We start from the raw sequence: 22,323 nt of genomic DNA on the forward strand, positions 1-22,323 counted from the left end.
TTTTTTCAAACCAGTACCATTTCAACATCCACAAAATTGAAGTCTTTATCTAAAGCCTGTTTCATATTGTGGCGAGCATCGGTAACTGAACCCGCAGGTTTGTCTGCAAGCTCTTCCAACGCCAACCCCACTATTACTAGGTAACTGCTGCCAGTTTTACTGATATTCAGACTCTTTGCGCTGATACCACAGGCTTGCAAATGCTGATTGACTGACGTTTCTATTTTTTCATGCTGCACCTGATCCTGAAGTTTTCCACCAGCTAACTCGATAAAGGCTTCCTTAATGATTCCAATCGGCTGCTTGATCATCAGAGTAGCCAAAACAACCACCAGCAGAGCATCACCGATATAGAGTAAGAAATCCCAACTGCTTCCAGCAGGCACGTATCCGATAACAATCAGAATCAATCCGGTAGAAGCAGAAAGCACACCATCGATAAACGAGGCTTTCTTGTCTACTTTCAACATCGAACTGGCATTCCCTATACGCTTATTCTGCACGTGGTAGAGCAGCGACAGTCCCCAGCAGATACAAACCATCGCAATGGCGTAGTACACGATCGGTCCGGTATTGATTGGCGCAATATTTCCACCTTGCAAGTAGGTGAAGATCTTAGTGCCATTACCAGAAATCGCTGAAATGATCACCCCTATCAGAAGTAGCCCCTTCATCATGGAATACAGTGCTTCAGTAACGTACAAACCAAAGGGAAAGACTTCGCTGCGAACACTTTTTATCTTAGAAATTTTTAGCGCAACCATGGATGAGACAAACAGGATAAAAGACATGTTGCCATCCAGAAGCAGTGCCTCTGATCCAGACAGGTAGAAAGTCCACCAACCACTGAATGCCATGACCAGATTGGCAGCGATACCAATTTTGATGGATTGCTGTTCCCGTCGGGAAATTTGCTCTTTCATGATGCCTCGAAAGTAAAAAATGCGTTTGCTAAATCATATCACATCAAATCATTTTCAATATACGATGATGCTTTTGAAAGTTACTTTATGCTTTGCTCAGTACCATTCGTCGAGCCTTGTCACAAATAATATGGGCTCTTATAAACTAAAACGTCGTACGGGGTGTATTTTGTAGTACATTTCGCTTTCCCTCAAACACTCGTTTCAAGGAAGTTCATGAAAAGCAAAGTGTTACTCCTGGCAACTGCGGTTGCACTTTCCGGCTGTAGCGTTCCCTCCGACAATTCGGAGAGCACATCAAATCAATTCGCACAGCACATAGAAAACATGGCTTTAAAATACCCGGTCACCAAACAGGTTGAAGTGGTAGACGAGTATTTTGGCACTCAGGTGAAAGATCCTTATCGCTGGTTGGAAGATGACCGCAGCGACGAAACTGCTCAGTGGGTGAAAGATCAGAACCAACTGACGTTCGATTACCTCTCGCACATTCCATACCGTCAGAGCATTGAAGAACGCCTTACCAAGCTGATGGATTATGAGAAAGTCAGCCGCCCTTTCAAAAAGGGGAAATACACCTACTTCTATAAAAACGATGGATTGCAAAACCAGTACGTTTTGTATCGTCAGTTGAACGATGGTGAACCAGAAGTGTTTATTGATCCGAACACGTTCAGTGAAGACGGAACTACTTCGATGTCTGGTGTTCGTTTTTCCAAAGATGGCTCTCTGGTGGCTTATCAAATTTCCAAAGGTGGCAGTGACTGGCGGCAGGTTGTTGTTCTAAATGCCGAAACCAAAGAACAAGTGGGCGAAACACTGGTAGACGTCAAATTCAGTGGCATTTCATGGCTGGGGAATGAAGGCTTCTTCTACTCAAGTTATGACAAGCCAGAAGGCAGTGAGTTGTCTGCCAAGACAGATCAGCACAAACTGTACTTCCACAAATTGAATACCAAGCAAAGCGAAGACCAGCTCCTGTTCGGCGGTACTGAAGCAGAGAAGCATCGCTATGTTTACGGTTACACCACAGAGGATGATCGTTACCTGATGATCTCTGCGGCTGTATCCACTTCTGGCAACAAGTTGTTCATTAAAGATCTGGCTCATCCAGAGAAGCCTATGGTACCCGTTTTGAACACAACCAAATCGGACACTTATGTTATCGACAGCCAAGGCAGCAAACTCTTTTTGGTGACCAACTTGGATGCACCGAACAAACGAGTAGTGACGGTGGATGCCAACGCGCCACAACCTGAAAACTGGCAAGATCTGATTCCAGAAACAGAACATGTTCTGCGCGCTTCTACCGCTGGCGGCTATCTGTTTGCCAGCTACATGGTCGATGCAGTTTCCATGGTGCAGCAATACAAAATGAACGGCGATCTGGTTCGTGAAGTGAACTTGCCGGGAATTGGCAGTGCAAGCGGCTTCTCAGGAGAAAAAGACGACTCTGAGTTGTATTTTTCCTTTACCAATTACAGCACACCGAGCTCCATGTTCAAGATGGACATTCAATCAGGTGAAAGCCAGTTGTACCATCGTTCAAAATCGCCATTTGCGTCTGAAGAGTACGAATCCCGTCAGGTTTTCTATTCATCAAAAGACGGCACCAAAGTTCCAATGATTGTGACCTACAAGAAAGGCACACCAATGGACGGAAGTGCGCCGACTATTCTGTACGGTTACGGCGGTTTTAATGTAAGCCTGACACCGAGATTCAGCCCGACTCGTGCAGCCTGGCTGGAAATGGGCGGCGTATATGCGGTTGCCAATATTCGCGGTGGTGGTGAATACGGAAAAGAATGGCACAAAGCAGGCACACAACTTAACAAGCAAAATGTATTTGACGATTTCATTGCTGCCGCAGAATACCTGATTGATGAGGGCTATACCTCTTCAGAGAAACTGGCGGTTAACGGTGGCTCGAATGGAGGCTTGTTGGTAGGCGCGGTCATGACTCAGCGACCAGAACTGTTCCAGGTGGCGCTTCCGGCGGTTGGCGTACTTGATATGCTTCGCTACCACACCTTCACAGCAGGTGCTGGGTGGGCATACGACTACGGTACCGTCGACCAGAGCAAAGAAATGTTTGAGTACCTGAAAGCCTACTCTCCGGTTCACAACGTGAAGCCAGGTGTCGAATACCCTGCCACCATGGTGACCACAGGCGATCACGATGACCGGGTTGTACCAGCGCACTCTTATAAGTTTGCCGCTGAGCTTCAGGCCAAGCAATCGGGCTCTAACCCTGCCTTGATTCGTATCGAAACAAACGCAGGTCATGGCGCTGGTACTCCAACCAGTAAAGTGATTGAGCAATACGCGGATATCTACAGTTTTACACTCCACAACATGGGTGTTGAGAAGCTGTAAAAGCGTAAGCTTGGGTTTAAAAAACGCAGCCTTGTGCTGCGTTTTTTAATCTTGCTGAATAGAGATGCCAGACGGTTTAACGAAACCCATTAAATAGGCTCTCATCCCAATTAGAATATTTACTTTCAGTTATATAAACAGCACGTATAATACGCCGCTGCATTAAAGATTGATTCCAAGAATGAATCATTTCAATTAAAAGGAAACACAATGAAGTTACGTGCTTGTGCCGCGATGATCATCGGCGCACTGGGTACGGCCGCACCGGCTATGGCAGCGTCCGAAATCACCAATATTCGTTCAGACTCAACCGTTGAAACTGGCGATATGCTGCAACTATTCATCCCGCTTAGTGGCTATATGGCGGCATGGATGCACGACGACTGGGAAGGCGCAAAACAGCTGACATATTCTGTTCTGGCTTCTCAAATCATTGTAGATACCACTAAAAAAGTAGTAGGTCGCCAGCGACCAAGTGGAACCAGCCCACGCTCTTACCCTTCTGGTCATGCGGCAGCAGGGTTCTCAGGCGCACATTTCTTGCAAATGCGCTACGGTGCAGAGTGGGGCATCCCAGCCTATGCAGCAGCGTCTTACGTGGCTTACAGCCGTGTACATGGTAAACGCCACTTCGTGAGTGATGTAACCGCCAGTGCTGGTATTTCTTTCCTGGTGAATCAGTATTTTGTGTCTCCTTACGCTGCCGATGGTGTTTACATGAACGCGCAGCAGACGGAAGACGGCATGGCGCTTAACGTAACCATTACTGAAGAAGCCTTTAACAAAGAGCGTACCGCCAAGGATAAGATCCAGCACATTGCTACGCCGCTTTACAATAAAATCGAAGTGGGCTTAGGGTCTCACCTGAACTTCTTCACGGAAGACCTGATCGCAAACAGCCACTTCAGCGACACAAAACAGGTCGATAAGCTGCAGCCATACACGCGAATCACATACTCGCGTGAGCTTTCAAACAACGACATGCTGGACTTTGAGTTCATCCCAACGGAATTGCGTGTAAATGGCACAGCGAAAGAAACGTTCAAATACCAAGATACCACGTACAACAAGGGTGAATCTCTGGTGAGCGAATATCGCCACTATATGTTGGGCGGTAATGTTTACAAAGGGTACGAACCTTTAGATAACTTCGATGTGAAGTTTGGTTTGGGCTTCTACGCACACCATTTCGGCTATGAGATCGCAAATGCTGAAGAGTTAGGTCAGCATGAAAAACGTGAATACCTGCGTATTCTGCCTGCGATGACAGCACGCGCTACATACACCTTATTCGACAGCCTAGATCTGACCGGTGAATACCGCTATCAGGTTTGGGGTAACAATAAGCACAGCACGGCAAAACTAGGTGTTAACTACCAGATAAATCGTGCATGGGATATGGGTCTGAACTACTTAGCTTCTTCAACAAATCTTCCAACCAGCACAGATTTTGATGCGGTCAGCTACGACAACAGTTCTGTAGAGCTGGTTTTTTCGAACCGCTTCTAACCTCATCATAAACGCTGAATTCAAAGCTCCGAATTTCGGAGCTTTTTTGATCTTGGCGGAAGGTTACTCGTACAATGTCTGAAGACACCGCTGACGAGAAAGACATGACACTCACTATTTTTTATGACGGCACCTGCCCGCTATGTAAAGCGGAAATGAACCAGCTAAAAAACTTCGATACCCATCAGAAGCTGAAGCTCGTCGATATCTATCAGACTCAGTTCAGTGAGCAATACCCACAGATTGATGTAGCAAGCGCGAATCGCATTCTTCATGCCATTGATGGGAATGGAAACCTGTTGCTCGGTCTGGATGTGACCCAAGCCGCGTGGAATGCTGTTGAACGCAAACCCTGGGTCAACTGGCTACGCAAGCCCGGTATTTGTGTCGTCGCAGACTGGGCATACCTCAGATTCGCCAAGCACCGCTATACCATATCATGGCTTCTTACCGGAAAACGTCGCAGTGACTGCGAACAATGCCGCCTCCCATAAGGTGGCATTTCTGTTTACTTCTTGATCCAGTTATCACTTCTGTATATCTCGCTACTTAAATGCAACATAGTTGTTACAATACTCCACCTATCAAACCATTAGCCGCCGTTATCACTGAATATTTAGTAATTAACATTGAATAGTATTGCGTTAACCATGAAAAATAGTTACTCTTCGCATCAATGAATGAATACTAATGTTTAGTGAATAATTATTTACTAGCGGTAACAAGAGTATAAGAAGATGGATAACGTAAACACAGTCAGCTCCTCCAAGAGCAAAAAGAATTTCTGGGTATTTTTGATCCCCTCCTTGCTGGGTCTTTTCCTATTCATGGCACCCGTCAGCTATCAGGGTGATATCACTATCCCTGTTGCGATCTTAGCGGGTGCACTAAAAGATCTATTGGGCGACATGGTTGTACCTTTGGTTACTGCAGTCATCGGCTTTATGTCTGTCGCAACCATCATTAATAAAATCGCAAAGCCTGCTTTTGTTGCTAATAACACTTTTCTAACGGGTCTGTTTGATCCTTCTCCTCTTTGGTTTGCCGTTCGTACCATTGGTGGTGTGGCTGTACTGATGACTTTCTTCCAATTGGGTCCTAAAGCCATCTGGGAAGAAAACACTGGTGGGCTTGTACTGGAAGGACTATTGCCAACACTGTTTGCTGTTTTCATTTTTGCTGGCTTGCTTCTTCCTCTGCTTCTTAACTTTGGTCTGCTGGAGCTATTCGGCACGCTTTTAAGCAAAATCATGCGCCCTCTGTTTAACCTGCCGGGTCGTAGTGCTATCGACTGTATGGCTTCATGGTTAGGTGATGGCAGCGTTGGTATCCTGTTGACCAGTAAGCAATACGAGAAAAAGTTCTACACCCAACGTGAAGCGGCGGTTGTCGGTACTACCTTCTCTGCTGTATCGATCACTTTCAGCCTGGTTGTACTGGCTCAGGTAAACCTTGAACATATGTTCCTGCCTTTCTATGGTGCAATCTGCCTGGCTGGTTTAGTCGCCGCGGTTATCATTCCTCGCCTTCCACCACTGAGTTACAAAAAAGACGAGTACATTGATGGTACTGCACCAGACGCCAACGAAAATGCGATTCCTGAAGGTTATAACAGCTGGTCTTGGGGTATGAATCTGGCGGTTGAAAAAGCAAGCCGTGTGAAATCAGCAAAAGAAGTGTGTGTTGAAGGTCTGAAAAACGCAGTGGACATGGTATTCGGCGTGCTACCAGTGGTGATGGCGTTAGGGACGATTGCTTTGGTTATTGCAGAGTACACTCCGGTATTCTCTATTCTTGGTCAGCCTTTCGTACCTTTCCTTGAGCTTCTGAATATTCCGGAAGCGGCAAAAGCCTCTGAAACCATCGTTGTTGGCTTTGCAGACATGTTCATTCCTGCGATTTTAGCGGCATCTATTGAAAGCGACCTGACTCGTTTTGTTATCGCTGCCATGTCGGTTACTCAGCTTATCTACATGTCTGAAGTGGGCGCACTACTGCTAGGAAGCCGTATCCCAGTTAACCTAGCAGAACTGTTCATCATCTTCATTCTGCGTACGCTAATCACTCTTCCAGTGATTGCAGGTGTTGCTCACCTCATCTTCTGATTTATCAGTGAACCTTCACTCCAACCCTCGTCAATCTGGCGAGGGTTTCTTTATTCCGAATACGCACTGCAACAAATTCCGTTACATTTTTCTAAGAATCCCTCAAATTTATAAATAAATCAATAATTACTTTTTATTCATGCAGTTAGAATTGACTAAAAGGTCAACTTACGCCTGTTTCTAGAAAACGCCTTCCACATTTAGCCCTCTGAAACATAATCGTCATTGTTTTTTACTTGGCTCATTTTAATATTAGAAACTGTGATAATGAGAACATATAAATGTATCAATGAATTGAATGTCTCTCATTTTTTGCTATTAGTTATTTTTTAAGCAATTCAAAGCAATAACTATCTTTTCTATCAGTAAGACCTTTGTGTTTTCGGGCACAGAGTTTTGAGCATCTTGCGCTTCCGATTAACTAAATGGATTTTAAAAATGAGTTCTAAAGATGGCCGCCTGCCATTAAACGGGGATTTGCTAAAACAACTTCGAAAGCAGAAAGGATTAAGCCAGGAGAAGTTAGCGGAACAATGTGCAGAAGAACGCCTATATGTGTCCTTGTCTTCGATTAAGCGTGCCGAATCAGGAAGCAGCATCCTTTACAGAACAGCGAAAGAACTGGCTAAATTTTATGATGTATCGGTAGAAAGCCTCATTCAGAACTCCGCACCCGATTTGCAAAAAGAGCTGGCTACTGTACCAGAATACAAACGTCAGGTTTTAAGGCTTGCTATCGAAATTTCCGACGAGAACTTACGCGAGCGTGTTGAAGAGCTCAACGATAAGTCCTACAACTATTACCACAAAGACGGCAACTTTCTTGAGTTTGGATGGCTGACAAATTCCAGTGATGAATTTGTGTTTGAACGCATGCGTCGGCTGTGCGCCATGCTGCAATTCACGTTGAAGAACCAGATCCGCCTCTTTGTGGAAGCCAGTGAATCGCCGACAAACCAGATTGATAATCAAAGTATTGAATCAGCGACAAAAACGTTGCTTAACCAAGTCACCTGGGGAGACATTGTTGCCTGCCCTTGTTTCGTGTCTTCAAACTGCGCCAGACCAAGAAACGTGTTCCTGCCTGAAAACCCAGATTACCGAGACTGGCGCATCGTATCCATGTGTCAGGTTCAGACCGATTACTTTGTCGGTCGGCAATCTGAACTCAGTCAACTGAATACTATGGTCGCGGACCTCTACCAACACGGAAAAGGAACCACTGTCTGCCTCACAGGTATGGCAGGGATAGGCAAAACCCGTTTGTTGCACAAGTTTATCGACATGCTAGAAGCACAGCACCGTTCCCCTGTTCGTCTGCAGGTTTTAAACTTTGGGGTTGTGAATTCGCTTCTGCCGACTGTTAAACTGATTCGCGCGTTGTTTGGGTTTGGTGAAAATGACGATCATGCTGATATTCGCCAGAGAATCGCCCTCTCCCCTATTGCCTCTTCTCATCACTTGTTTATCTACTGGCTGATGGGGCTTAAGCTACACGAGTCAGAGCAAAGACTACTCGATGTTATGGAACATGTATCTCGCCAGCGCGCTATTGAAGAGAGCATCATCGCACTGCTGACTCACAGACCTGCAGAATCCAAAGAGCTCATCGTCGCGATTGAAGATCTGCATTGGGCAAATGAGCTGTTACTGACCATTGTTCAGATCGTAGCGGCACAAAGTCATAAATTCCCAGTAATGCTTGTGCTCACCTTCCGCTCTGAAAATCATCTGCTCAATGCGCCAGACTGGTTCCAGACCGCTCAGACGATCGCATTATCCCCTCTTAATATGGATGAATCGATACAGTTGGCAAACTGGATGGCACCGGGTAACCAGGATGCTATCCAAAGATGCGTTGAGCGCGCCAGTGGGCATCCCCTGTTTTTGCGTCAGTCTTTACTTTGTTCCCGGCTGGGGAATACTGTTCCGGAGTCAATGGAACACCTTGTTATGGTGCAACTATGTAAGCTTGATTCCAACAGCTTGTCTGCCATTAAAGCCGCGTCGGTATTTGGTCAGTGTTTCAGCCTGGAGCAACTTCAGTTCGTCCTTAATGACGACAATTACTACCCAAAAACCTTGCTTGAAGTCGGTCTGATCAAACATTCCGATCAAGGGTTTATGTTCCACCATGACCTGATTTGTTCTGCAGTTCAGAAACAGCTTTCGGAGAGTGAAAAACAGTTACTGAATGAGCACTGCGCCAAATGGTTTGAAGAGCGAGACAAAAAACAGTTCGCCCTGCACTCTAAACGTGCCAAGTGTAAAGACGCGTTCACTATTCTGATCAAAAGCGCCAAGGAATACCTTGCCAGCTTCCAGTTTGAGCAGGCACTGGAACTGATTGAAGAAGCGATTGAAATCGTCCCCAAAAGCGAAACTGCGTATGCGCTAAACCTGAAAGGAAACTGCCTTTACTCGATGGGTAAAGTGAAAGAATGCATCCATTTTCTAGAACAGGCAGCAAATCACAACACGGATTCCACCGCATCGAGCCAGTATTTCATAGATTTAGCCAACCCTTATCAGGTAGTGGATGCGATTGATAAGGCACTTTCGATATTACAAACCGCCCAAGATATTTCGGAACCTTCCAAGCAATATGCTCAACTCTCTGAAGTACACTCAATGAGAGGCAACATCCTATTCCCAACAGGAAATATCGAAGCCTGCGAGCTAGAGCATCAGAAAGCGCTGGAGTACAGCCAGAAAGCTAACTGCGACAAAGCAAAAGCCAAGGCGTTAAGCGGTCTGGGCGATTGTGAATATTTACGTGGCAACATGACCAACGCATACAACAACTTTAGGCAAAGCCTAAGCATATGTGAGGAAAATCAGTTTCTTGAGATAGAAGCATCAAACCGCTACATGTTGGCATCTACTCTGATTTATCAGTTGGAAACGTCTCAGGCGCTTCAACAATCTCAACAATCAGCCACGCTTGCCTACCTAACGGGTAACCGAAGAGCTGAAATTGTGTCACGTTTAACCGCTGCGTGGATCCTGCTCGACTTCAACGCACTGGAGCAGGCAGACAACGAAATTACCATGGCTCTTTCTATCGCCGAGGAATTCAACGCCGTCAGGTTCATCGCCTGTTTGATGGAAGCCAAGGCTCGCCTCAAGTGGTATCAAAATAAACCTGACGAAGCGAAAGCATTCATCGACAAGGGTTTGAGACTGGTCGAGGAAAACAACCTCCAGGCCTTTATTGGTCCCTGGCTATGCGGAACCAAAGCCATGGTCAGCCCATTCTGGCAAGAAGCAAGAGAGGCGCTGGATACGGGAGAGCAGTGGCTTGCCCAGCCTTGTGCAGGGCACAATCATCTTCGTTTCTATCAGCAAGGCATTCGAACTGCCTGGAATTTAAAAGATCGTACGCTGCTTGCCAACTACCAGCAGCAGTTGAAATCGCAGTGTGAACCATCGCCCTGGCGCGACCTTTATCTGAATCAGGCTGACGTAATGCTGGCATTGTTAACTAATAACAGCTCCGAGGCTCAATTGGATGCGTTTAACCAACAGGTAAAACAAGCGAATATTTTGCAAGCTCAGATCTCTACAGATGAGCTGAATACAATGCCTGTTTTCTGAGATTCACATGCTCATGTAGAGATATAAAATAAGGGATGGATACCTCTCGCTTTCCTACGTTCCCCCAAACATAAGAGAGGGAGGTATCGCAGCTTCATCCCAAATCACGTTTAGACCAACTCAGTCAGCACCGCTTCATGAATTTCACCCGTGTTGGCACCAATCTGAACCTGAGTACCAAGATCCGAAATGAAGGTCCAGACGGGTTCTTTGACATTGAGTGAAACGATTCTGGAAAGCGTCAGGTAAATGAACTTTCCTCCCCAGTCTCCGGTATGGAAAAGCTCAATGGCTTGCTTGTAACTCACTTTGTAACCGTCAATCACACCCAGCCCCATTGGACACATAACCTGATTGGCGTGTGTTAACCCTAATCCGCGCTCCGCCTGATAGTACTGATAACATTCGTCCCCTTCTCTCACCAGGTGCTCAAAGCCGAGTACGTCCTCTGCAGATTCAGCCACACCATTGTTTAGAACCGCAGTCAGGCTAACCAGCTCAAACTGATCCACCTTCTGATTTTGAACCACGTTAGGTTCCTGAATCCGCTGAATATTGGTGATGTAGGCACCACCATCTAAAGGCGTGAAAATGGAAACCCAGGCAAAGAAATGCAGAGCAGGCTCATTAACCCGATTTGCTTTGCACAGGTAGCGATAATTTACTCCAGCAACGACTTGAGTCTGGACTTCAAAGGGTTCGTAGTGAACACCAACAAATCCATCAAATGCCGAATTGAAGACCGACTTATCTTCCAGATTTAATTGACGAAAATTAGACCAACCACCAAGCGCGAACCGGGACATGAGTATTTCCTTTTACAAAGAGTATTTAAAAAAAATCAACGTATTCAGCTTAGTTTTAAGGTGGCAAAGAATCTGGTTCAGTTTGGTCTCAGTTGAAAAGGAATAAAGGTTTTTAGAGGCTATAAAAAGCAAAAAGCCACCCAATACTCAACACAACATATTGGGTGGTTCGGTCAAAAATAGACGAATGGGATTTTCTTTACGCTAAGATAGCTATCTCTTTATGAGAAGACAGGCAGAAGCTTATCTACGGCATTTGCAGCTTGTTTCCAGCACGTTTCCTGCAAGCCCACTTCCGCACACCAAGACCCAGCGTAAACGATAGGCGCGTAGCCATTTTGTTTTACGTTGATTGCCAGATTCGTATGGTATTCCTCAATATCAAGCTGGCTTTGGTGCGCTGCTTTGTCATACACGTTGTGAGCAAAGTAGAAAATGGCTTTATTGTCTGTTCGACCCAGCAGGTTTTTATCGCTACCAGATTTCAGGTGCTTTTGTGTCGACTCAGGAAGCTCTGTTAAGTCTGTACCACACAAGAAATCCAGATTCTCGTTGGAATCGACGGTGCGAAGCACAAACTTATCAGCAATAGGTTGTGTTGGATTCAGGGTAACGAAATAGCTCAGCTCTGGTGCATGCCTGATTTGTGGGTTACACCAGTCGTTTTGATGACGGTTTTCCTGGAAAGTGATGCTGTAAGGCATCATGGCTTCGCCATGGCGAATCGACACGTTAAACGTTCTCCAGCTGTTGACATTGGCAGAAATTACGCTGGCGTCTGTGTGTACAATACCAATGCTTTGGGTATATTTAATTCGGGCAAGAATAGGATCCAACACGTTACCTTGCTCGGCATGTGCAGCATCGAAGGAAATTTGAGTGCGAGCATGATTCGCGTGAATGGTGCTAACCACAGCATCAAACGGAGCATTTCTTAATGAATCGTCTTCTGTGCCTTTAATACTAGCAATTGAGAAGCCGGAGCCTTCTGCTTTGAACTTTACATCCGCACCAGTGTAAATGAACAGTTTTGGCTCACTTTGTGGCGGGTTAAATTTATCTAATAGATAAGCAGTCAAGTGCTCAATCCATCTTTTTGTCCCGCCGACAAAGTAGCGGCGATCAGGGAATTGCTCTTTAGCTCCTTTCCCTTCTTGATAGCTGAAGTAGCCAAATGGGGAGGCAAGTGGAAGATGTTGTGGTCCTTTGTCTAAGGTGAAGAACATGGCTGCCACTCGTGGGAAAAACAGGTTATCACGGACTTCAATGATCAGTTTTGCCAGTTCAGGACCAGGAATATCTACAAGAGAAGGTTCGTTTCGGATGGCTTGGTAAGCATCAAAACAAATGTCAAATTCTGGCGATTGCTCCTTGTTATTCGGAAACCCTTCAGCGAGGGCGATTACCACTTCAAAAAAGGTCTGCAGTTCTATGTTCCACGCTGCATTTAGCTTTTTCTCACAATTGCTCATATTGGTGCCATAATCCACAATCGCAGTAAATACTGTACCTTGCGGTGTACCTGACAGGCTAAAGCGTCTATCCATCGGGCGATCCATAGAAACATGGATGTCATCGGTGTAGAGGTGTTGGTTATCCTGAGAGAAAAAGCACGCCGTATCTTCAATCGGCTTTAGGTTCCTCTCATTGAAATATTCTGTCTTCGTCATCACCTTTTTAAGGGTGTGGTACTCGCTAAAGTTAACATCATTTACCCCCATATCGGCCCAGCGTACCAATGTCATCGGATCGATGTTGTTACCTTCTGAGTCAACACTGTTGGTTTTACCCATGTTCAGAACAACGGTATGCGCGTTGCCGCCCAGTTCCTGTTCTTTCTCGAACAAGTGAACGCGAAACTGGTCCAGTTGATTGCTTTCTGAGAGCTTGTGATACAGGTAGTAGCAGGTTGCCAAACCGGATGTTCCGCCGCCAATGACAGCGATATTTTTCACGTTTCCGAAATCTTGTTGCATGGTTAACTTTCCCTATTATTCTTAATTGGTGTTAAGCATTAGGGTAAAGGTTCAGGTAAAGTGAAACAGTGTCAGTTTAGTATCAGATGGGCAGATGAACGTCATTCTATAGCAGCCCCGCGCTTGATGCGGGGCTGGGTAAGGTAAGACAGAAAGGCTACAACTGGAACTGTGCCACCATGCCTTCAAGCTCTTTAACTTTGGTGTAGAGGTTTCGGGTGGACTCAGAACTGCGCTGTGTTTTTTCAACCGATGAATAGGCAATCTGGCTGACCTGAGCGATGTCGTGCGCCATCTCTTGTGTTGCGGTGGATTGCTCTTCTCCTGCAGTCGCAATTGAGTGAATCATATTATTCACATCACCCGCACGCTGAACGATTTTCTCCAGCGCTTCACCTGCCGAGTTCGACAGTTCAACGCCTTCCGTCACCAACTGGGTACCTTCTCCCATTCGCTCCACCGCAATTCGGGTCTCGTTCTGGATAGAGGTGATCAAGCCGCTGACCTCTTCGGTCGCTTTAGAAGTTCTCTCAGCCAGCCCTCGGACTTCATCGGCAACCACTGCGAACCCTCGTCCAAGTTCGCCTGCTCGAGCCGCTTCAATCGCAGCATTCAGAGCCAGAAGGTTAGTTTGCTCGGCAATATCGTTGATCACTTTGATCACATCGCCTATCTCTTCCCCTTTCCTTCCAAGGCTATCGACCGTCACTGCCGACTCGTTCACTACATCCGCAATTCTCTGCATTCCATGAACCGTTTCCTGCATCAGTTTGCCCCCGTCTGTCGCGACCTTACCCGCCTCCTGAGAGCTTTGTGCAGCATCAGAAGACTGCATCGCAACCTCTCGCACAGTCCCGCTCATTTCCTCAACAGCACTGGCTATCAACGCTGCTTTGTCTGCCTGAACCTGAATGTCGCTGGCAACCTGATTGCTGATTTCATCCACCTGTTTGGTATTGCTGGTGACCTCTCCGGCAACAGACGAAATCCCCGAAACCAGTTTTTGCAGAGAGTCCTGCATTTCATCAATTGAATTGGCCAGTTTCCCAATGTCATCATTGATAGTTTCGTTAATCGCTGGCGATGTGAGATCCCCCTGAGCGATATGGTCAGCTTTTTCGTAAATCACACTAATACGGCGATTGATGACACGAGTCAGCATCAAGGCGACCACAATACTTACGATGATCACAACCAACGCGTTAATGGATAACCAAGCGACAATCTGATTCATCTTGTCGTTTACTGCGGAAATGTCTTTGGTTACGTCTGCCTTTTCTTCCCGTGACGAACGGTCCAGGATCTCTTCCAATGGCAATACCACGCTGTTTTCAAGCGTATTGACCAAAGCTATCGCCTTTTGTTTTGCCGCAGGGTCAAAACTGTCGAATACCCTATCTGCGGTTTTTAGAATCTGCGAATAGTAGGCTTCTATCTGCTCAATCGCTTTCACCTCATTTGGACGTCGCTCCAATGGCTTTAGCTTTTCCAGATAGCTTTCAAAAGACTTGGCATCAGCAGCAAAGGCTTGGCGGGCATTTGCATCCCCCATGATATAAGCGTTAAGAGAGGCGATCATATCCCCTGCTTCATCAATCATTTCTAAGTAATAGCGAACGCCGGGTAAGTCGTCATTGAGAGACTCACTGAGCTCAGTGGTATTGAATGCGTCAGCAAATTCCTCTTCTTTCATCTTGTCGAGAAGATCTTCAAGCGGGTCACCGATATCTCGGTTCAGTTCCTGTACCCAGAGTTTTGCTTTCTGCTCAGTCGCGGGGGAATATTTAGCAAATACTTCTTGCTCTACCGAACGAATATACTGGTCAGCCAATGCTCTGATCTTGTTCATTTTGTCGATTTCAGCCTGACTGTTAGATTCAAGCTTATACAGCAGCGCGTAATAGTGTTCGAATCGGGCAACACTAGTGCGAAAAGATTCTATTTCATCCTCTTCCCCATTGAGGTATTCCAGTGCATACGTCTGTAAATCTGCAACTTTGTCGTTCACATTCAGATAAGCCAGTACCCCTGGCACATTGTCGTATTCTATTTCTTCGGCAAGTTTGGCAGAGTCCTGAACGGCAGACCAAACAATATAAGACAGGATTAGAGTTGTTAGTAATATAAAGGAGAAACCAGCGTACAGCATTTGCGTGAGTTTTAAATTCATGTTTGTACCAAGCACTTCAATTGAGACAAAAGGTCGGGCGACCATAGCGCGGAGTATGCGCCGGGCTTGGCTTGATTCAATGAACTAAAAATGAAGAATGAATGAACATCTCGCAATGGTTGAAAAGTTACATAGTGTCTCTAAATTGAAATGCCTTTACCTGAATCTGTAGCAAATTCCCAAGTCTCGGGGTCAAAGCTCAAGGTTATATTGAGCCAATAGAAAAAACTTATTGAAGATCGAAGGCACACTACAAACAAGTGGTTCTCTCCTGCCACACATAAGCAAACTACCATCCTTTCACACGTGAGCACCGCGGGTTAATTCCTGAGGCTAACCTTATCAGTACATCTCAGATAGTTACACATCAAATAAAACTAAGAAAAATCAAAATTAGAAACAAAGATTTACTACTAAAAATCAGTTAATACTTAATAAACACCTCAAAATAGTTTAATATAAAACCAATTAAATTTTGTATGAGATTCAACTGGGGTAGAAACATGAAATTCAAATCAAAAGTAATGACCACGCTGGCATTAGCTATCTCCACTCTATGCGGTTCCCATGTGGCACAGGCTGAAGAACTGATTCAGGGAACAGATTACCGCGTAGTAACCGTCCCAGTAGAACAGGATGATGATGTACGAGTATATTTCAGCTTCCGGTGCGGTCATTGCGCTACTCTGGACCACATCTTTGCTGAAGTATCCGATGAACTGGCGGGCGATGCTTGCGTTAAGAAAGTGATTCTCTTTGATCCGAAAGACAAATTGGATGTTTTGCATGCCAAAGGGCTAGCGGTTGCTGAGTCTCATGGATTGGAGAAGAAATACACTTCTCGTATGTTCACAGAAATGCGTAAAGGCAGCGCACCACAATGCCTGAATACCATGACTGAGTTCTTTGGTCGCAAGATGGGTATCGAACCGATGATTTTCCAAAAGCAGTTCCTCTCGCAAGAAACCAATAAAAAAGTTGATGCATATCTATTAGATGCGAATCGGATGGGGATTACTGCTGTTCCATCCGTTATTGTCGGAAACCAATATCAGGTAATTCCGCAACGTGTGACTTCATTTTCTGAGTACAAAGATCTGATCAAAAAAGTGGTCGATAAAAATCTCAGTAAAAATTCGTAATTCACAGCCCAACATATTCCTCGGAGATAGTTATGAAAAAAACAATTCTGTCTGCTCTAATCGCTGCTGCGACCTTTAGCGCTCATGCAGTGACATACCACCAGCCAAGCATAGAAATGGAAGCAAACTTAAATGCTTATGGTGCAGGGGTTGCAAACTGGGAAGAAGCGCGTTTTATGCCATTCACAATGTCAGACGCTCATCTGTACCACCATCACGCGATGATTAAACATGGTGAGGCAATGCCCATTAAAGTGGTTGGTGGTCTGGATGTGTCTAAGATCCTGATTGATCACATTGTACCTAACAAGAAAATCAGTGTTTACGACGTTATGCGAGATCGAGGGTCGGTTTCAAGCTTTGTGGTAATGAATAAAAACGGTGAAATTCTTCAGGAAGAATATTGGAACGGTACTGACAAGGATACACTGTTCCACATCATGAGCTCTCACAAGTCATTCTCCTCAATGGCTTTGGCTATCGCAGAAGAACAGGGGCTGTTCAAGCGCTCTGAACCTGCGAGTAAATACATTGCAGAACTGCGTGGCACACATTGGGCTCAGGTTTCAATTCAGGATTTTGCCGACATGACTAGCGGCATTCAGGAACTGCCTAAAAGCCGCGATGGTTACCACTGGTCGTCATACGGTTCAGGTGCCTCAGGGTCTTGGGATAGTGCGATGCCATCCGTACTTGGCTATAACGGACACATCGTTAAAGAGGACGGTTCTGTTCTTCCAAAACCCGATTCACTTGGTGAGCTAACCAGTTTTAGCGAATATCTAACCTACTTCGCAAACAATATTGAGCCGAGCTTCAAAACGGGTGAAGTATACGAATACAAAGATCTGAACACCGAGATGCTGGGTCAGGTGGTTGTGCGCACATCAGGTATGACTTTGGCAGAGTTTTTTGAAAAGTATCTTTGGACCAAGGGCGGATTTACATCCGACTCTGCAATGTACACCAATTATCTGAATGAGAGTGCGGCATCTGGTTCTTTCAATATTACAACCCGTGATTTTGCTATCGCGTCTTACCTGATGGCTAACGATGGTAAGAACTGGAAAGGCGAGCAGGTTCTTCCTAGAAAGTACGTTGATGAAGTCAAGAAAGGTGATGCCAAGGTAAAAAGTGCCTGGAATAAAGTTTCCTATGAGCACCTTTTGGTGCCAAATGCGTTTTACAAAAACCAATGGCGTACAATGACCCATAATGGGCGTACTATCTCAACCATGATAGGTGTGAACGGTCAGTTTTCTGCGTTTGACCACAGCACCGGAAACTCCATTGCTATCACGGGTAACTATCGTCAACCATCCGGGCAGCAATTGGTCATGACCTACGTGTTTGACTCCATCTACAATATTTTTGAAGAACTGGATAAATAGAATCAGATGAATCTTATCTGAAAATAAGCCATGCGCTTAAATGCGAAAGCCACCGAGATATCAGGTGGCTTTCTTCTTTTTCAATACCACTTCTGCTCCAACCCTTCTTAAAAAATTAAAACCAAAACTCCATGTCATACGGTTAAGAAGCGCCAAACACGATCAAATAAATTTCAATTCTCTGCATCCAAATTGGCTGTTTCTTCGTCTCCTGTCATGAAGATCAAATAATAAGGAACATGATGATGAAAAAAGCGCTTATCGCGGTACTTACTCTGATCCCTCTGGGTTGTGCAACTGCCTCCAAAGATTCTGTAGAGACAAGCATTGGCGATGTCTATGTGGACAATTCAGGAAAGAGTTTATATACGTTCAGTAAAGACCCTGCCGGACAATCCGTGTGCACAGGTGGATGCGCTGAAAAATGGTCGCCTCTACTTGCTCAGGGAAGCAATCAATCCCTGTTTTATGGGCAGAAAGGATTCAGCACCATCACAAGAAATGACGGAGCTAAGCAGTGGGCGTTGAATGACAAGCCTTTATATCGCTGGTTCAAAGATACAAAGTCGGGTGACATAACGGGCGCAGGTATAAAAGGTGTTTGGCCTCTTGCCCGTGCCGATGATGTTAGCGTAAAGCTTTACAATGATGGAAAACGTCGATTTCTGGTCGATAGTAACAATTTAACGCTCTATACCTTCGACAAAGACAAAAAAGATCAATCAGTATGCTATGGAGAATGTCAGGTTAAGTGGCCACCCGCTTACGTTGATTCAAAGCTCATAGAACGAGGAGCAGACAAGCTAAAACTGTCTGGTGATTTTGGTGTTACCCAAAGAAAGGACAACACCTATCAATGGACATACAAAAATCAGCCTCTTTACCGATGGTTTCAAGACACCAAGCCGGGAGAGACCAACGGAGATGGTGTAAAGCAGGTATGGCACTTGGTTAAGCGATGAGGAAACTGTGAGTTTAGATAAACACCAGATAGGTTTACTGCTCTCCAAAGTTGCGCTTCGAGACCGCGAGGCTTTCGAAGCGCTCTATCAGTTGACGAGCACAAAGCTTTTTAACGTCATTGTTTGTGTCGTCAAAGATGAGCACATCGCTGCAGATCTCTTGCATGAAGGATTTGTGAAACTTTGGTACAGCAGCAGCCGGTTCCCCATAGATTATCCTTGGGCATGGCTTTGTCAGAGTATGCGTAATCTCGCGATCGACGAGGTCAGAAAACAGGGGAAACAGAGAGAAAAAGTGCTTGCCTCTTTTTCTGAAGATCATTACCACACCGCTCACCATCATGTCGATGAAGGCCTCAAACGGTGCTTAAACCAGTTAAATGAAGACAAACGCAATGCCATTGTTTTGTCTTATCAACACGGGATGAGCCACCGAGAGATTGTGCAACACATCAAAGCACCTTTGGGCTCCGTTAAGTCGAATATTCGCCGCGGATTGCAGGAGTTAAAACGATGCCTAACCAAATAACCCAAGGTCGGCGCTATCTTGACTCTGAGTTAAGAGACAAACTGGCTGGTGAATACGTACTGGGAACACAAACCCCACGAGTTCGCCGACGGCTTGAGCAACTTATGGATTCTGACCCGTCCTGGTGGGAACACATTGAATCATGGCACTCACATTTAGCTGGATTAAACCCGGCAACCGAGCTTTTTAGAGATTCAGAAGAACTTGCAGCGCCGCCTAAACGAGTCTGGCAGCAGATAGAAGCAAGTACCTTCAACATTAAGAAATCACCTCAAGGATTCAAATGGTGGTGGTTACCGACAGCGATGACGCTTTCGTTACTCATTGGCACCTTGATTCAACCCGTTTTGATTCCGGTTTCCACAATACCTGATAGTGCAAATGTGCGCCCGGTGAGCTACCTGGCGATGATGTCCTCCGAATCCCATCCAAATCACTTTGCATTGGTTGCGTATCAGGGAGACAAACCCGGAGAGTCTAACATTCAAATACAATTCAACCTTGGGCTGCAGACACTCCCAATGGCTGAAGCCGTCGTCTGGATGAAAGACAAAACAACAGGTGAACTCAAACTCATCGATAGCTTAGCCAACATTCAAAAAGTTCGCTTTATGTCGCCAACGGAATGGAAAGCGCTAAAAAATAGCTCAGAGCTTCTGGTTACGATGAATGAAAATCCGAACAGTCGGATTCTGTATCGGGGTGAGTGCGTAGAGCTTAGTCAGGGTGAAGTGTTGTGAGTTACAAGCGACTAAAACTCTTCTGTTTAAAGCACTAAAAATCTGTCTGTTCTCATTCAAAGCAAAATCCCCGAATCATCTAGTTCGGGGATTTTTCTAATTGGCGATTAATTAGAAAACTGCTCAGAAGTAGTAATAGAGATTAACCCAGGTCTTGCTGTCTGTTTTTCCGTTGACTTTACTCAGCTCATGTTTAAACCCGATACTGGATTCGTCCGTTAACATGTATCCACCTCCAAGCTCCAGCTCGTTGGTCCAGTCTTTGGCTTCGTAAACGTATGTCGCTTTGGGGTTTGCGTATAACCAGTGGCCGGCATCGAACCCATACATAGCGTACAATCCGGGCTGTGCTATCCAGGAATCTACTTTGTGACCGTTATCTTGAGCTCCTACCTTACCTGCTGCGAGCATAGGTACTAGCATCACGTTAGGTGTCAGCTCAAATTTTTGAACCATGCCGCCAAGTAACCCGTTACTTGTTGTATCGCCAGTTTTGCCGCCAATAAAATCTACCGACAATCCGAAGCCGTTGTCCTGATCAACGTTGAAATAACGAACACGGTAGTTGTAATCTTTGCCGTTGTCCTGCAAACCAAAGTCTGCAGACGCAATGTGCTCACCAGTACCAAATACAAATGATGCCTGTGTACCATCGTTGGTTCGCTGAACACCCAAACCACGATATGAGGCAGTCGGGTCGCCATAGTTCACATCGTTTTGTGTTTCTTCTGCCATGGTCGCGCATGAATGAAACAGAGCGCACCCAGACACAATGGCACAGACAACAGCAGCTTTAACCTGAATAGACATATCAACCCCTTACTTAGAAAGCGCATCTAGGATGGCAGGAACGAACTGGTGGAATTGCATAGCAGCAAAACGTGGTGTTTCTGCCATTGGATAGCCACCATTCAGAGTGATAACTGAGTTGGTTGTCTTCTCGATAGCGCATACCTGACCATTCACACCGACCATCGCCAGAATTCGGTAGCCACCTACTTCAAGAACTCGAAACTGATCTTTGTAATAGCCCGGAGCCAGAGCAGACTCTTTACTCTTAAGCCACGCACTTCGTACTTCATCGTTACCGTTCCAAAGGTCAGCTACGAATTTGGCAGGCAATACCTGTTCGCCTTTCTCATTCTTTCCATCGTTCAGAAACAGAAGACCAACACGCGCCAAATCTTTGGTTGCCATGTTCATGCCAGTAGAACCCATCGCGAGCCCTTTCTTGTCTGACATAAAGTGCGCATCTGCTGCCACCCCCACTTTTTGCAGTAAGTCCTGCTCAAGGATGTGAGTGAACGATTTGCCAGTTGCACGATCGACAATCAGACCCAGTAATTCACTGTTCACGTCCTGATAATCGTACTTCTCACCCATGGCGTAGTCTTGTCGTTCTGTAATCAGAGGAAAGAAATCTAGGGTGCCATTTGGGTAGGGTTCAGATGCCTCTTCACCGTAATAGCCCTGCGCGTCAGAAAGGCGAGTATCCCAGTATTTCTCGGCAGTGCCGGCAGCCAGTACAACCGCAGTACGCATATCAGAGATTTCCTGAACCGTCGCCGTTTCAAATGCAGTTCCTTTCAGCTCAGGCACGTATTTGATTGCCAGATCTTCCCAGTCAAGCGCACCTTTACCCACAGCAATAGCGGCAGCCATCGCAGTAAATGATTTGGATACAGACATATCAAGATGAGTAGAGAATTCATTCAGACCATTGCCATAGTGCTCATGAACAATTTTTCCATCTTTGATGATCACTGCATTATGATTTTGCATGCGGTTAGCAAGAAAATCCTTTGCTGAAATGCTGCCATCAAACTCAGGCACCATCACCTTCTCAAGATCGAGCGGTACGCCTTTCTCGAATTGAAGAACAAAGTCACCTTTATGAAGCGTGTAACTGTGGGTGAGCTTATAGACATGAGGCATGGCAGACGCAATATATTCAGGGGTTTCCCATGTTTGACCCGTCATACCAATAGATTCTGCGGCTGCGATGAATTCACGGTCTGGTGCTTTGAAAGTCACGGCCTGCGCACCAAAAGCGGTGGTTGCTGCGATTAACGCTGAAAGAAGTGTTTTCTTCATAGA

The 22,323-nt window shown here is 45.6% G+C and carries 16 protein-coding genes; 10 read left to right on the forward strand and 6 right to left on the reverse strand.

The annotated features are described in order from the left end of the window. Positions 1-5: 5 nt before the first annotated feature. Positions 6-923, reverse strand: a complete 918-nt coding sequence (locus tag QMG91_RS26415; protein ID WP_281831003.1) for a cation transporter — start codon at positions 921-923, stop codon at positions 6-8. A gap of 216 nt (positions 924-1,139) precedes the next feature. On the opposite strand from QMG91_RS26415, the gene QMG91_RS26420 reads away from it, so the two are divergent. The 5 genes from QMG91_RS26420 (at position 1,140) to QMG91_RS26440 (ending at position 10,510) form a co-directional block, all read left to right on the forward strand. Beyond that, positions 1,140-3,299 (forward strand): prolyl oligopeptidase family serine peptidase, encoded by a 2,160-nt coding sequence (locus QMG91_RS26420; RefSeq protein ID WP_281831004.1) that lies wholly within the window; start codon positions 1,140-1,142, stop codon positions 3,297-3,299. Positions 3,300-3,509: 210 nt separating this feature from the next. Then, entirely contained in the window at positions 3,510-4,808 is a 1,299-nt protein-coding gene (locus QMG91_RS26425; protein WP_281831006.1) for a phosphatase PAP2 family protein, read from the forward strand. Between the two features lie 74 nt (positions 4,809-4,882). Further along, positions 4,883-5,302, forward strand: a complete 420-nt coding sequence (locus QMG91_RS26430; protein ID WP_409351274.1) for a thiol-disulfide oxidoreductase DCC family protein — start codon at positions 4,883-4,885, stop codon at positions 5,300-5,302. A gap of 243 nt (positions 5,303-5,545) precedes the next feature. Further along, positions 5,546-6,913 carry a YjiH family protein gene (locus tag QMG91_RS26435; protein WP_022598045.1) on the forward strand — a complete coding sequence of 456 codons (1,368 nt, stop codon included), beginning with the start codon at positions 5,546-5,548 and terminating at the stop codon, positions 6,911-6,913. Between the two features lie 438 nt (positions 6,914-7,351). Further along, positions 7,352-10,510: an AAA family ATPase gene (locus tag QMG91_RS26440; RefSeq protein WP_281831009.1), complete on the forward strand. Its 3,159-nt coding sequence runs from the start codon at positions 7,352-7,354 to the stop codon at positions 10,508-10,510. Positions 10,511-10,620: 110 nt separating this feature from the next. Here the strand turns inward: QMG91_RS26440 and QMG91_RS26445 are convergent, their stop codons facing one another. The 3 genes from QMG91_RS26445 to QMG91_RS26455 all read right to left on the reverse strand — a co-directional run bounded on the left by QMG91_RS26445 (position 10,621) and on the right by QMG91_RS26455 (position 15,462). Beyond that, positions 10,621-11,316, reverse strand: coding sequence for a hypothetical protein (locus tag QMG91_RS26445; RefSeq protein WP_004406783.1), 696 nt, complete (start codon positions 11,314-11,316; stop codon positions 10,621-10,623). A gap of 221 nt (positions 11,317-11,537) precedes the next feature. After that, entirely contained in the window at positions 11,538-13,292 is a 1,755-nt protein-coding gene (locus tag QMG91_RS26450; protein WP_281831010.1) for an NAD(P)-binding protein, read from the reverse strand. A gap of 157 nt (positions 13,293-13,449) precedes the next feature. Further along, the gene (locus QMG91_RS26455) at positions 13,450-15,462 is read right to left on the reverse strand and encodes a methyl-accepting chemotaxis protein (protein WP_064668950.1); all 2,013 of its coding nucleotides are present in this window, start codon (positions 15,460-15,462) and stop codon (positions 13,450-13,452) included. Positions 15,463-15,965: 503 nt separating this feature from the next. Here QMG91_RS26455 and QMG91_RS26460 point away from each other — a divergent pair. From QMG91_RS26460 to QMG91_RS26480, 5 genes are all read left to right on the forward strand, one after another. Next, positions 15,966-16,604, forward strand: a complete 639-nt coding sequence (locus tag QMG91_RS26460; RefSeq protein ID WP_281831013.1) for a thioredoxin domain-containing protein — start codon at positions 15,966-15,968, stop codon at positions 16,602-16,604. Between the two features lie 32 nt (positions 16,605-16,636). Further along, positions 16,637-17,995: a serine hydrolase domain-containing protein gene (locus QMG91_RS26465; protein WP_281831015.1), complete on the forward strand. Its 1,359-nt coding sequence runs from the start codon at positions 16,637-16,639 to the stop codon at positions 17,993-17,995. A gap of 245 nt (positions 17,996-18,240) precedes the next feature. Continuing rightward, entirely contained in the window at positions 18,241-18,957 is a 717-nt protein-coding gene (locus tag QMG91_RS26470; protein ID WP_281831017.1) for a hypothetical protein, read from the forward strand. Between the two features lie 7 nt (positions 18,958-18,964). Beyond that, entirely contained in the window at positions 18,965-19,486 is a 522-nt protein-coding gene (locus QMG91_RS26475) for an RNA polymerase sigma factor (protein ID WP_281831019.1), read from the forward strand. Beyond that, the gene (locus tag QMG91_RS26480; protein ID WP_281831021.1) at positions 19,471-20,226 is read left to right on the forward strand and encodes a hypothetical protein; all 756 of its coding nucleotides are present in this window, start codon (positions 19,471-19,473) and stop codon (positions 20,224-20,226) included. The genes QMG91_RS26475 and QMG91_RS26480 overlap by 16 nt, the downstream gene beginning before the upstream one ends. 123 nt (positions 20,227-20,349) lie before the next feature. Here QMG91_RS26480 and QMG91_RS26485 read toward each other — a convergent pair whose 3' ends face one another. Together QMG91_RS26485 and QMG91_RS26490 are read right to left on the reverse strand one after the other, a co-directional pair. Next, positions 20,350-21,036 (reverse strand): hypothetical protein, encoded by a 687-nt coding sequence (locus QMG91_RS26485; protein WP_281831023.1) that lies wholly within the window; start codon positions 21,034-21,036, stop codon positions 20,350-20,352. A 9-nt stretch (positions 21,037-21,045) separates the two neighbouring features. After that, entirely contained in the window at positions 21,046-22,320 is a 1,275-nt protein-coding gene (locus QMG91_RS26490) for a serine hydrolase domain-containing protein (protein WP_281831025.1), read from the reverse strand. Positions 22,321-22,323 lie beyond the last annotated feature (3 nt).

Source organism: Vibrio nigripulchritudo (genome assembly GCF_027924785.1).
Lineage (GTDB): Bacteria > Pseudomonadota > Gammaproteobacteria > Enterobacterales > Vibrionaceae > Vibrio > Vibrio nigripulchritudo.